Origin of the sequence: Silvimonas amylolytica (assembly GCF_014645555.1) — a bacterium.
GTDB classification, from domain to species: Bacteria; Pseudomonadota; Gammaproteobacteria; order Burkholderiales; family Chitinibacteraceae; genus Silvimonas; species Silvimonas amylolytica.
This window is the reverse complement of the sequence record NZ_BMLY01000002.1, coordinates 414602-427098: the sequence shown is the minus strand read 5'-3', so window position 1 is coordinate 427098 and position 12497 is coordinate 414602. Positions and strand designations below refer to the sequence as shown.

Sequence of the window (12497 nt, the reverse complement as noted above, 5' to 3'; positions counted from 1 at the left end):
TTCTTTTGCTTCGCCAGCCTCGGCGGCCCCAAAGAAAGTAACCAAAGAAAAGGCGACCCTACGACAGCGCCCCTTCGGGGTTCCCTGCGCTTCTCGCAAGGCGCGGCTGGCTTCGGGAGTCCGGCCTGCGGCCTCCCCCTACCGCCGAAACCCCGCGCCTTACTGCGATGCTCGGCACTGCCGGAGGGCCTCACGTCAAACCCAACTGCAACCCCGCAAACCGTCTGTTTGCGAGACCCCCCAAGCCTCTCCTACTGTTGCTGTTGCTGTTGCTGTTGCCGTTGCTGTTGCCGTTGTTTTTGACTTTCTCCCCCGTTAAAGCCAAGCGCCGAGGAAGTGGAGGGAGACCCCAGGCTCCCGACCGACTGAGGGAAGCCCGGAGGGCCGCCAGGCTGGGGTCGCCTTTCTTTGCCTACTTTCTTTGGCGAAGCAAAGAAAGTAGGGTGCTCCCGCCACCGCGGGTATCAAATGCCTTTTAAAACCGCGCCGAAGGCGCTAACAGCGGTTAGTTAAAGAAGCACCGCGATCACAAGCCATCGCTGGCCCCCTTCCGCGCCGCATGCAACATATGCAACGTAATCTTCCTCACCTCAGACTTGCTCTCATCGATATGCGCCTTGAGCATCCGCTGCGCTTCATCCGCGCGACGCTGCAAGATCGCGCGCAGGATGGCGCCATGCTCGTGATAGGTCGTATCCACCCGGTACGGTTTGGTGAAATCCAGCCGGCGGATGGGGCGGATTTTTTCGGTCACGTCGCGGTGAATCCGCGCCATCTCCCGGTTACCCGTGGCCGCCACCAGCGTGGAGTGGAACAACTCATCAAAACCGGAGACGATCTTGCCGTCAGTCAAGCGCTCGCCCACTGGCACCAGCCACAGACTTTTCAGCTCGACCAGTTCGGCGTTGGTGTCCAGGTCCACGTGCTCACACAAACGGCGAGCGGCAGCGAGTTCCAGAATCACCCGCACGTCGTACAGGTCTTCGAAGTAGGCGAAATCAAACGGTCGCACCTGCCAGCCATTACGAAACTGCACCTCGACAAAGTGCTCGTTCTGCAAGCGGTACAGCGCCTCACGGACTGGCGTACGGCTGACATTCAGGCGTTCGGCCACTTCGCTTTCGGTGAAGCGATCACCGGGCAGCAGGCGGAATTCCATGATGTCCGCCTTGATGCTGGCGTAGATGCCATTGGCCAGATTGTCTTTGGAGCCACGCCGTTTGCCGGGCGCGGCATCCTCGTTAGCTAAAGACGCGACCGGTTCGGGTTTCATGCATGTGGCTCCAGCACCAGCAAGCGCTCACCCGGCGTAACCGCTTTGCCCGGCATGGCGCGGATCGAGCGCACGGTGCCGGATACCGGGGCGTTGACCGCCAGCTCCATCTTCATGGCTTCGACCACAATCAGCGGCGAGCCGGCGTCCACTTTCTGGCCCACTTCCACCAGCACTTTCCAGATGCTGCCGCACAGGTCAGCGCTGATGATGTGGTGTCCATCGTCCACGGCGTCTTCGGCCTCTTCCTCGACCACAACGGCGTGGTGATGCGCGCTGTCATCGGCGGCCCACAACGCCACTTCGGCATCGAACGCCACTTTCTGGCGGGCCTGGAAGTCGGCAATGCTGGCGCTGTTGTCCGCAAGGAATTGCTCGTAGGCGGCGAAGTCGAACACTTCTTCTTCGATCCGCACACCGGCGCGGCCATGACGGAAATCTTCGCGCAGCACGTCCAGTTCAGCTTCAGACACCGGGTAGAAACGCACCTGGTCAAAGAAGCGCAGCAGCCATGGCTCGCCCGGCGCAAACACGGCGTTCTTGAGGAACTTGTTCCAGATCGGCAGCGTGCGACCCACCAGTTGGTAGCCACCGGGCGAATCCATGCCGTAGATGCACATGTACACGCCGCCAATACCCACCGTGCCTTCAGCGGTGAACGTGCGGGCCGGGTTGTACTTACTGGTCATGAGCCGATGGCGTGGGTCGACCGGTACGGCGCACGGCGCGCCCAGATACACGTCCCCCAGCCCCATCACCATGTAGCTGGCGTCAAAAATGATGTCGCTGACTTGCTCGCGGCTTTCCAGGCCATTGATGCGCTGGATAAAGTCGACGTTGTTGGGCAACCACGGCGCCTGATGGCGTACGGTTTCCTGATAGCGTTGTACGGCGCCCAGCGTGGCGGAGTCTTCAAACGCCAGCGGCATGTAGACCACGCGCGTCGGCAGCTTGAGGGTCGAGACATCCGGCAGTTCAGCATCGGCCGCCAGCAAGGTGGCCAGCAGGCGTTGCTGGCTGATCTCGTAACCGTTGAAGCGGATTTGCAGCGAGCGCACGCCCGGCGAGAGTTCCAGAATGCCCGGCACGTTCAACTGCTTGAGCTTTTGCATCATCAGATAGATGCGCAGGCGCAGTTTCAGATCGAGCACATTGGGGCCGTACTCCATCAGGATGTACGTATCGCCAGCCTGGCGGTAAGTCACGGCCGGCCGCACGCCGTTTTCTGGCAGCTCGGCCAGGATGGCGGGTGACGAGGTGGCGGGCAGTTCCACATCGGCCACGTTGGCGACGGGCACCAAAGAGAGTGCCGCCAGTTGTGCGTCTTGTGCGCGCTCCAGCGCCACGGCCTCTTTGTAGCTGATGCACTTGAAGCGGATCTTGTCGCCCGGTTTCACCTGACCGACCTTCCACAACTCGGCTTTGGCGATGGTGGCCGGACAAACAAAGCCGCCCAGGCTGGGGCCGTCACGGGTCAGAATCACCGGTGAATCGCCCGTGAAATTGATGCTGCCAATGGCGTATTCGCAATCGTGGATGTTGGACGGATGCAGCCCGGCCTCACCACCATCGCTCCGGGCCCAGGTCGGTTTGGGGCCGATCAGCCGCACACCGAGGCGGTTGGAGTTGTAATGCACTTCCCAATCACTGGCGAAGAACGCCTCAATGGCTTCGGGCTGGAAGAAATCCGGTGCGCCGTGCGGGCCATAGAGCACGCCAATTTCCCAGTTCGTGCCGTATTCCGGCACCAATGCAACCGGTGCGGCGGCAGGTTCGGTGACTGGTGCAGGCGTGGTGCACGCAGGCAGATCAGGCTGGCTGACCGGCAGCATATCGGCTGCACGCAGGGTGCGGCCGGCGTGGCCGCCAAACTGGCCCAGCGCAAAGGCAGAGCGGCTACCCAGGTAAACCGGTACATCAATTCCGTTGCGGATAGCCACATAGGTGCGGCAACCGCTGGTAGCGCGGCCTACCGCCAGAACCTGACCCGCCTTGATAGACAGCGGCTGGTTCATGGCCACGCTTTGGCCATCGAGCGTCACCGGGCACACCGCGCCAGTCAGGGCGATGGTGGCATCGGTATGGAATTTGAGCGTCGGGCCTTGCAGCGTGCATTCCAGTGCAGCGGCAGACACGTCATTACCGACAATGCGATTGGCGAGGCGGAAGGCGTAATCATCCATCGGGCCGGATGGCGGCACGCCGATGTCCCAGTAGCCAACGCGACCTGGATAATCCTGCACGCTGGTGTAGGTGCCCGGTTCAAGAACCTCGACCACCGACGGTTGATAGACAAAGCTATCGAGAAAACGCGTCGAAACCTGGCCCGCCTCAAATGCGGCACTGGCAATGATCTGGCGCAGATAATCCAGGTTGGTGGCAATGCCATGCAGTGCGGTGTTATCCAGTGCGGTTTGCAGGTTGGCCAGCGCCTCGGCACGGTTTTCGCCGCGCACAATCAGCTTGGCCAGCAGCGGGTCGTAGAACGAGGGCACCTCGGTACCGGTGCTGACCCAACCATCCACCCGCAGCGGCACAATGGCGCTGTCCGGGTAGCTGACATTGGTCAGCACGCCCGGCGAAGGCTGGAACTGCTTGACCGGGTCTTCCGCGTACAAGCGCACTTCAATCGCCGCACCTTGCGGAGCGCGCACCATGGCGGCTTCGTCCAGCGCATCGCCAGCGGCCACGCGCAGCATGCATTCGACCAGATCCAGCCCGGTGACGGATTCAGTGACCGGGTGCTCGACTTGCAAGCGGGTGTTCACTTCCAGGAAGTAGAACTCATCACGCTTGCTGTCGTAGACATATTCCACCGTGCCGGCGGAGCGATAATTCACCGATTCGCCCAGGCGCTGGGCAGATGCCAACAGCGCGGCGCGGGTGGCGGCCGGCAGATTGGGCGCCGGGGTTTCTTCAATCACTTTCTGGTTACGGCGCTGGATGGAACAGTCGCGTTCCCCCAAAGCAAACACCTTGCCGTTGCCGTCACCAAAAATCTGCACTTCGATGTGACGAGCCTGGTCGACAAAGCGTTCGATAAACGAGCCACCATCGCGGAAAAACTGTTCGCCCAGCCGTTGCACACGCTCGAAAGCCGAGGCCAGTTGCTGCGCGTCGTCACAACGGGTCAGACCAATACCACCGCCACCTGCCGTGCTTTTGAGCATGACCGGGTAGCCGATCTTTTCGGCCTCTGCGAGCGCATGGTCGGCAGAATCCAGCAAGCCGCTGCCCGGTGTGGTCGGTACGCCAGCGGCGGCAGCCAGTTCACGCGCACGGTGTTTGAGGCCGAATTCTTCCATCTGCAAGGCAGTCGGGCCGACAAACACAATGTCATTGGCCGCGCAGGCCGCGCCAAATTCGGCGCTTTCTGACAAAAAGCCGTATCCGGGGAACACCGCCTCAGCGCCGGTTTCTTTACAGGCGTCGATGATCTTTTCAATGCACAGATAACTGTCTGCCGGCTTGTCACCGCCCAGCGCAATGGCCACATCAGCTTCAGTCACGTGCGCGCTGTTGCGGTCGGCGTCGGAATACACCGCAACGCTTTTCACACCCAGGCGCTTGAGGGTACGAATCGCTCTGCACGCGATCTCGCCGCGATTGGCAATCAAAACGGTCTTGAACATGGCGAATCCTCAAGCTTGAGCGGTTTGCAGGCTGGCGATATACGCGCGCCAGCCGCCGAAATGGGTGATGTCCGTGGCATCGCTAATGGCCCACGGTTCGCAGATAAAACCTTTCACGCTGCGGCCATCTGCGGTTTCCAGCGTGCCAATACCCAGCGGCGCGGGGATGAGCGCCACAAAGCTGCCGAAGGCGGCCATGGGCACATCCCACAGTTCGATCTCGATGGACGAACCGGCCTCGCCCTTCACGAGGCCCGGCTTGGGCGGCGTCGTGTTGGCCAGGGCATAGAGGTGGTATTTGGGTGCGGTGTGGGTGCGCTCGACCAGGATGGCATTGCGCTCTTGCAACTGCACGTTGAGCGGCATACCGGTGAGGTGTGCGCCAACCACCGCCACGCGCACGTGATGTGCAGCAGGGGCGGCCGGCGCGACGGCGGGTAGCGCCGGCAAGCTGCGGCCAGTCGCACCCATGGGCAGCGGGTGGCTTTGCTGCCAGGTGCGGCCAAAGGCAGCCAGTTTGTCGTCTTGCCAGGCCGGCGCCAGCAGGGTGATGCCAAAAGGCAGGCCATCGTTACGGAACCCGGCAGGCAGAGAGAGCGCGCACAGGTCAGAGAAATTGGCGAAGTTGGTGTACGTACCGAAGCGCGAGTTGAGCGTGATCGGGTCGTCCAGCATGTCGTCAATCGTGTAGATACTGGGGGAGGTCGGCACGACCAGCGCGTCGTAACCCGCCATGGTCTGATTGATGATGCGCGACAACTCAGCGCGACGATACTCGGCACGGAAGCTATCGACGGCGCTGTACTGCGCTGCGCCCTGCATGATCCCGCGCACGACCGGGTTGATCTCGTACGGCTTGCTGGTCAGGAGGTTCTGCGCGGCAAATACGCGCTCCGCCACGAATGCCCCTTGGTACAAGAGTTCAGCCAGTTCCAGGAAGGGCGCAAAATCCACCGGTTCGACTTCAACGCCCGCTTCTTTCAGTTGCGCCAATGCAGTGGTAAAGAGACGCGCCGACTCATGATCGCCGAACCATTGCAGTTGATCCGGCATGCAAAAACGCGGCTTGGCGTTCATGAGTGGCGAAGTGACTTGCGGCTCTCGCGAGTACGGATCAGCCGCATCGAAACCGCCAGCCAGATGCGCGACAGCCTGCGCGTCATCCACCGTGAGCGCAAACACCGAGACGCAATCGAGCGTGCGGCAAGCGGGCACGACGCCGGTATTGCTCAACCAGCCCTTGGTAGGCTTGAGCCCGACGATATTGTTGAACCCGGCCGGGATGCGCCCCGAACCGGCGGTATCCGTCCCGAAAGCGAACGGCACGAGGCCGCGCGCAACCACAGATGCCGAGCCCGAACTGGAACCGCCGCTGACATAGCGTTCATCAAAGGTATTGGATACCGGGCCGTAGGGAGAGCGCGTGCCGTTCAGACCGGTCGCGAATTGATCCAGGTTGGTTTTGCCGATCAGTACCGCGCCGGCATCAAGCATGCGCTGCACGACGGTGGCATTGGCCGCAGGCTCATAACCGAACGCCGGACATGCGGCGGTGGTTTCCCAGCCGGCAGCGTCGATATTGTCTTTGGCGGCAAACGGTATGCCAAACAACGGGAAGCGCGAAAGATCGCCACCTGCGGCATCGAGCCGCGCGTTCAGGGCAGCGAGCTGCTGCGCAATTTGCGAACGCGTGGCGCGGGAAATCCAGGCATTGTCATCTGCTGGCAATTGCGCCAGCACATGTTCAATCGCATCGGCTGGCTGCATGCCATTGATGTAAGCACTGCGCCACTCCGGTAAGGTCCAGCCCGCTTGCGGAACGATCTTTGCACCCATGTTTGTATCCCGTCTTGTATACATCGCATTGAGATGGGTACAGCAAGGGGTGTGCCAGACAATCTAAATGTTTGTTTTTATGTGGTTTGTTGGTTTTATTGCGGGGAGTTGTGCGGCGAAGACGAAGGTGAGCCGCACCAGATGTTTACAGTGGGGGCAGGTTTTGCACCGCAATAATGCAAGGTGCATAAAAGGGAATGACAGAGGGGCCAATCTGGCCTCGTGCTTTCACAAGGACCACCCCGATCCCACCTCAAGGCAACACGTTTGGCTCCGGCAACGTATGCCCGTTCTCCGCCAGCGCCTCATGCACCATCCGCAAAAAAGCCACGGCCGCTGGTGTCGGGTCCAGACTCCACACCGCCCACACCCGCCGCTGCGGGCCATCTGATACGGGCACCATCTTCAGCCGATCGCACGTGTAGCCTTCAAACCGGGGCACGAGGCCGATCGCCAGGCCGCGCCGGACAATGCGTTCCAGCAAATCAATATGGCTGACCTCAAAACTGACCCGGTGCTCAATCCCGGCGCGGGCAAAAGCCTGTTCGGTCTGCCGCCGCGCGCCGCTGTTGGCGTAAAAATCAACGAGGCGTGATCCCACCAGGTCCAGCAGCGAGATCTGGTCGCGCTGCGCCAGCGGGTGTGCCTGCGGAATGATGGCGATCAGTTCTTCATCTGCAATGGTTTGCTTGCTGACCCCCTCTACCGGCTCGCCCGGCCAAAGCCCGACCAGCGCCACATCGGTGCGTTCGGCGCGGACATCCACCAGCAGGTTCTCGCTCATGCCCTGATAAAAACGGATGTCCACATGCGGGTAGCGCTCATGAAACCGCGCCAGCACATCCACCAGATCAGCATGGTTGAAGGTGGAGATCGTCCCGACCGTGAGCGTGCCGCGCACAGTACCCGCAGCAGCCGCAACTTCATCGCGGATGCGTGACTCGGCCCCCAGCATCTGGCGCGCCACGGGCAAGAAAGCCTGGCCGGCGACGGTCAGTTTGACGTTGCGGCTACTGCGCTCAAACAGTTTGGCCCCCAGTTCGTCTTCGAGTTTGGCGATCTGATGACTCAGCGCGGACTGCACCGTGTGGCAACGCTCGGCAGCGCGGGTAAAGCTGTGTTCCTCCGCCACCGCAACGGCGAATTCAATCTGGCGCAGGTTCATGCTATGTATCTCGAAACAAGATTGATTTGATGAAAAGTATACATTTGTGTGATGCATGACGTCGTCAGATACTTCGCAGCACAAACGGATCACAAGGAGATACCCATGGACGGCTCTGCACATCGTCTCAGCCCCGCGCAAGTGGCGCTGATGTCGTTCTCCACCGGCCTCGTGGTGGCCAGCAACTACTACGCCCAACCCTTGCTGCACACGCTGGCCGGCGAATTTGGCCTGACCGCTGCGGGCGCGGGCATCATCATTACTGTGGCGCAACTGAGTTACGCAGTGGGCTTGCTGCTATTGGTGCCACTGGGCGACTTGCTCGAACGCCGGAGCATGATCGTCGGCATGACACTCTTGTGCGCAGTTGGCCTATTGATCACGGCCGCCGCGCCGAGCCTTGCACTGGTGTTGCTGGGTACGGCCATTGCCGCATTGTTCGCAGTGGTATCGCAAGTACTGGTGCCACTGGGTGCCACGCTGGCTGCGCCGGAACAGCGCGGCAAGGTCGTCGGTACCTTGATGAGCGGCTTGCTGCTGGGCATTTTGCTGGCGCGGACCGTCGCCGGTGGGTTATCCAGCCTGGGCGACTGGCGCACGGTGTACTGGGTGGCCGCCGGGGTGATGATTGTCACCGCCATCGCGCTGGCCCGCGTACTGCCACATCATCACGAACACGCTGGTCTGCCGTATCACAAGTTGCTGGCATCGGTATTCACCTTGTTTGCCCATGAACCCGTGTTGCGGCTGCGGGCAGTGCTGGGTGCGATCGCGTTTGCTATTTTCAGCGTGCTCTGGACGTCCATGGCGTTCTTGTTGGCCACCGATCCATATCATTTCAGTGATGGCACCATCGGCCTGTTTGGCCTCGTGGGGGCTGCCGGTGCGCTGGCTGCCAATATGGCCGGACGCATGGCGGACAAGGGCAAAACAGACACCACCACCTGGCTGGGCCTGATTCTGCTGCTCCTGTCCTGGGTGCCGATTGCCCTGGCCAAAGAATCGATCATCGCACTGTTGATCGGCATTCTGGTGCTGGACCTGGCCGTACAGGGGGTGCACGTCACCAATCAGAATGTGATCTACAAACTGTTCCCGCATGCCCGGAATCGCGTTACGGCCGGGTATATGACAAGCTACTTTATTGGCGGGTCTGCCGGTTCGATGTTATCCGCGACAGCGTATGCGCACTGGGGCTGGAATGGGGTGTCGGCGGTCGGGGCGCTGTTGAGCCTGGGTGGGTTGCTGGCGTGGGTGTTGTGGCGACAGGTTGGCCAGGTGCCGGCAGGGGCGGCTACAGCGCGCGGCTAAGCGATGCATGATGCGCAATCAAACAAAAAGGCAGGTCATCCCTGCCTTTTTGTTTTGGTACGTCGCCAGACTCAAACGCTGCGGCCATCAAACTCTTTCACCGGCACGGCAGCCAGATCAATCCCCTCAATACAGCGGATATTGACGACCGCCATCGGATTGCCCTGCTTGTCGTTCGCTTCGCCATACACATGGATTCCGCACTTTGGGCAGAACCGGTGCTTGATACGATGCGCGTTAAAGGTATACGTGCTGGCGTTCTCTTCGGGCGTAGTCAGTTTGAAACTGGCCTTCGGGACAAACCACATCAGGATGCCTTTGCGCTGACAGATCGAGCAATTGCACGATATGGCGCCTTCAATGGTCCCTTCGGCTTCAAACGCGACATGGCCACAGTGACAACTTCCACGGTATTGCATCACGCACCTCCCAAAGAAAAACGGGCGCTGTGATCAGCGCCCGTTTATTTGATTACGCAGCCTGGCCGCGTTTTTTCAACTCGTTTTCGGCGACGCCGACCAGCGTCGCGAGAGCAATACCCTCAGCGGCCAGTTTCACACCATCCAGTGCCGGGAACGTCGGGGCAATACGGATGTTGGTGTCTTTCGGGTCGTTACCGTTCGGGAAGGTGTTACCCGCCGGCACCATGGCAACACCGGCTTCTTCTGCCAGTTGCACCACGCGCTTGGCGCAGCCTTCACGCACGTCAAAGCTAATGAAGTAACCGCCGTCCGGGTTGGTCCAGGTGGCCACGCCACGACCGTTCAGTTCCTGCGCCAGCACGTCCAGCACCGCGTTCATTTTCGGGACGATCAGGGCGCGGTGTTTTTCCATCAGCGCTTGCAGGCCGGCGAAGTCTTTCAGGAACTTCACGTGGCGCAGCTGGTTGATCTTGTCCGGACCAATCGAGCGGAAGCCCATGTTTTTGGTCATCCAGGCCACGTTGGCCGGGGAGGCAGCAAACAGCGCCAGACCCGCACCCGCCAGGGTGATCTTGGAGGTGGATGCAAACACAAAGGCGCGATCCGCATTACCGGCAGCCGCGCAGGCTTCCAGAATGTTGGCGATCTCGTGCTTCTTGTCGGTCAGATGGTGAACGGCGTAGGCGTTGTCCCAGAAAATGCGGAAGTCGGCAGCGGCAGTTTTCATCTTCGCCAGGCGTTCTACCACTTCGTCGGAGTACACATCGCCAGTCGGGTTGGCGTACTTGGGCACGCACCACATGCCCTTGATCGACGCATCTTCGGCAACCAGCTTTTCCACCACATCCATATCCGGACCGGTCCCGGTCAGCGGCACGGCGATCATCTTGATGCCGTATTGGGCACAGATGGCAAAGTGACGGTCGTAACCGGGAGCCGGGCACAGGAATGTAACGGGTTCGGTCGACCAGCCAGCCTTGCTGCCCGGCACGCCCTTGAGCAGCGCGTACACGATGCTGTCGTGCATCAGCGCCAGCGAGGAGTTCTCTGCCACGACCACTTGTGCGGCCGGTGCGCCCAGCATGGGGGCGAACAGTTCACGCGCTTGCGGCAGGCCGTTCACGCCGCCACCGTAGTTACGCAGATCGCCACCACCACGGGCTTCGGCCTCATCGACAGCAGCCAGGAGGCCGTTGGAGAGATCCAGTTGATCTGCGGACGGTTTGCCGCGGGTAGAGTCGAGCTTGAGGCCACGAGCTTTGAACGCCTGATAGCGCTCATTCGCGGCGGTATAAAAGCGTTGCAGGTCGTCGTTGCTCAGGCTTGCCAGGTCGCCTGCCGGCAGGGCGCTGTTTACTTCTTGCATTGCATCCTCGCTAATCGGGTGTCTGTGTCGAACAGCCCGACATCTTGCGCCATCTGCGCCGAAGTGGCTAGGGCAGACTGTCGTTTGCAATGACTTTTTTAGCGGACAACACACACCGGCACGGTGACCCATGCCGGTCTTGCACCCGGATCAGCGCGCACCGCGGCGTTCGACCTGCAGGCACGCCGAAGCCGGTACGTCAGCCTTGCGCTGGCGGAAGGCAAACAGCGCCAGCAACGCAGCCAGACTGCCCATCAACCACACGGCCGGCCAGCCCGATACCGCATTCAATACCGGGATCACCATCGGTGTCACAAAGAAGGCCACGAACACCGCAGCGTTACCCATACCCAGCGCGGTACCAGCCCGGTGGGCGCCCGCTTGCGTCGCCAGTTCGGTATAGGCCACCCCATGCCAGGCCGAGACGCACAAACCCGCCAGGATCAGCGCTGGAATCATCGCCAGGCGCAAAGCCGGGGCCAGCGGCGCAATCAACATCTGCGCCAGCACCACAGCTGCCAATATGGCAAACGCCAGCACGCTCAGCGAAGCGCAAGCGGCAATGTAGCGCTGACGATTGCGGTGGCGATCGGTCCAGTAGCCGCTCCACACCCGCAACGCGCCGCCACCCAGCTGGATGCTGACGAGGCTCACCGCCGCCACGACGGCACCAAAGTGGCCAAAGTCATGCAAGAACACGGGGGTAAACGTCAGCACCGCCACCTGGGGCACGCACAACAAGCCAATGGCCAGCGTCATGCGTTGCAGCACCGGGTCTTGCACCGGCGGGATGCCCGATCCGGCCACCTGATTGACGATCTGACCGTGATGCGGCGGTTCATGCAGCCAGCGCCAGGCCAGCACGCCGTTCACCATGCAGAACAGCGCCAACGCACCATATACGGTGCCAAAACCACCCCAGCGGGCCAGTGGCGGCAGAACCAGGGCACCCAATGCGCCACCGACCGGGACGGCGGTCTGCCGGATGCTCATGGCCAGGCCGCGCTCTTTGTCGGTGAACCACGCCATGATGGCGCGGCCGCTGGAGCCATTGACACTGCCACCCAGCAAGCCGACCAGCAGCAGCCCTGGCATCAAGGCCGACATCGTCGGCACATAGCCACCGGATGGCGACACGCGCAGCATCATGAACAGCAACCAGGCGGCAATGCTGAAGAGGCCCAGCAACAAAACGCGGCGATCACCCCAGCGGTCGGTCAGCATGCCCCAGGGCAGTTCGCTGACCGCCACCCCAAGACCCATCATGCCCAGTACCAGCCCTAGCTGGTGGGTATCCAGATGGTAATCGGCGCGCAAGAGCACGGCAGTGGCCGGGATGCCGGCAAACGTGGCGGAGAACGCTGCATTGGCAGCAACGCCCAGACCAAGGATTTTCCAGCGGTGATTGGGAGGTAGCGAGTGAGGATCAAGGTGCGGCGTAGACATGACGCGCTCCATTCAATAGGAAGATAAGAAGACGGGCCCATCGTCG

Annotated in this window: 8 protein-coding genes; 1 reads left to right on the top strand and 7 read right to left on the bottom strand. The window is 61.2% G+C overall.

Going from position 1 to position 12497, the window contains the following annotated elements; genetic code table 11:
* Positions 1-526: 526 nt before the first annotated feature.
* The 4 genes from IEX44_RS08260 to IEX44_RS08245 all read right to left on the bottom strand — a co-directional run bounded on the left by IEX44_RS08260 (position 527) and on the right by IEX44_RS08245 (position 7906).
* Entirely contained in the window at positions 527-1273 is a 747-nt protein-coding gene (locus tag IEX44_RS08260; protein WP_188691660.1) for a GntR family transcriptional regulator, read from the bottom strand.
* On the bottom strand, positions 1270-4905 hold the full coding sequence (gene uca / locus IEX44_RS08255) for an urea carboxylase (protein WP_188691657.1): 3636 nt from the start codon (positions 4903-4905) through the stop codon (positions 1270-1272). Before uca ends, IEX44_RS08260 begins: the two co-directional genes overlap by 4 nt.
* 9 nt (positions 4906-4914) lie before the next feature.
* A complete protein-coding gene (atzF, locus tag IEX44_RS08250; protein WP_188691654.1) occupies positions 4915-6741 on the bottom strand; it encodes an allophanate hydrolase in 1827 nt (608 codons plus the stop codon).
* 253 nt (positions 6742-6994) lie between these two features.
* Positions 6995-7906: a LysR family transcriptional regulator gene (locus IEX44_RS08245; RefSeq protein ID WP_188691650.1), complete on the bottom strand. Its 912-nt coding sequence runs from the start codon at positions 7904-7906 to the stop codon at positions 6995-6997.
* Between the two features lie 105 nt (positions 7907-8011).
* Between IEX44_RS08245 and IEX44_RS08240 the strand changes: the two genes are divergently transcribed.
* Entirely contained in the window at positions 8012-9217 is a 1206-nt protein-coding gene (locus IEX44_RS08240) for an MFS transporter (RefSeq protein WP_188691646.1), read from the top strand.
* Positions 9218-9288: 71 nt separating this feature from the next.
* Here IEX44_RS08240 and IEX44_RS08235 read toward each other — a convergent pair whose 3' ends face one another.
* From IEX44_RS08235 to IEX44_RS08225, 3 genes are all read right to left on the bottom strand, one after another.
* On the bottom strand, positions 9289-9636 hold the full coding sequence (locus tag IEX44_RS08235) for a GFA family protein (protein ID WP_188691643.1): 348 nt from the start codon (positions 9634-9636) through the stop codon (positions 9289-9291).
* A 52-nt stretch (positions 9637-9688) separates the two neighbouring features.
* Positions 9689-11005, bottom strand: coding sequence for an aspartate aminotransferase type Ic (locus tag IEX44_RS08230; RefSeq protein ID WP_188691640.1), 1317 nt, complete (start codon positions 11003-11005; stop codon positions 9689-9691).
* A gap of 150 nt (positions 11006-11155) precedes the next feature.
* Positions 11156-12451, bottom strand: a complete 1296-nt coding sequence (locus tag IEX44_RS08225) for an MFS transporter (RefSeq protein WP_188691637.1) — start codon at positions 12449-12451, stop codon at positions 11156-11158.
* Between the last annotated feature and the right edge of the window lie 46 nt (positions 12452-12497).

Coding starts and splice junctions, on each gene's coding strand:
- IEX44_RS08260 (WP_188691660.1), bottom strand. CDS start 1,273: ATGAAACCCGAACCGGTCGCGTCTTTAGCTAACGAGGATGCCGCGCCC.
- uca (WP_188691657.1), bottom strand. CDS start 4,905: ATGTTCAAGACCGTTTTGATTGCCAATCGCGGCGAGATCGCGTGCAGA.
- atzF (WP_188691654.1), bottom strand. CDS start 6,741: ATGGGTGCAAAGATCGTTCCGCAAGCGGGCTGGACCTTACCGGAGTGG.
- IEX44_RS08245 (WP_188691650.1), bottom strand. CDS start 7,906: ATGAACCTGCGCCAGATTGAATTCGCCGTTGCGGTGGCGGAGGAACAC.
- IEX44_RS08240 (WP_188691646.1), top strand. CDS start 8,012: ATGGACGGCTCTGCACATCGTCTCAGCCCCGCGCAAGTGGCGCTGATG.
- IEX44_RS08235 (WP_188691643.1), bottom strand. CDS start 9,636: ATGCAATACCGTGGAAGTTGTCACTGTGGCCATGTCGCGTTTGAAGCC.
- IEX44_RS08230 (WP_188691640.1), bottom strand. CDS start 11,005: ATGCAAGAAGTAAACAGCGCCCTGCCGGCAGGCGACCTGGCAAGCCTG.
- IEX44_RS08225 (WP_188691637.1), bottom strand. CDS start 12,451: ATGTCTACGCCGCACCTTGATCCTCACTCGCTACCTCCCAATCACCGC.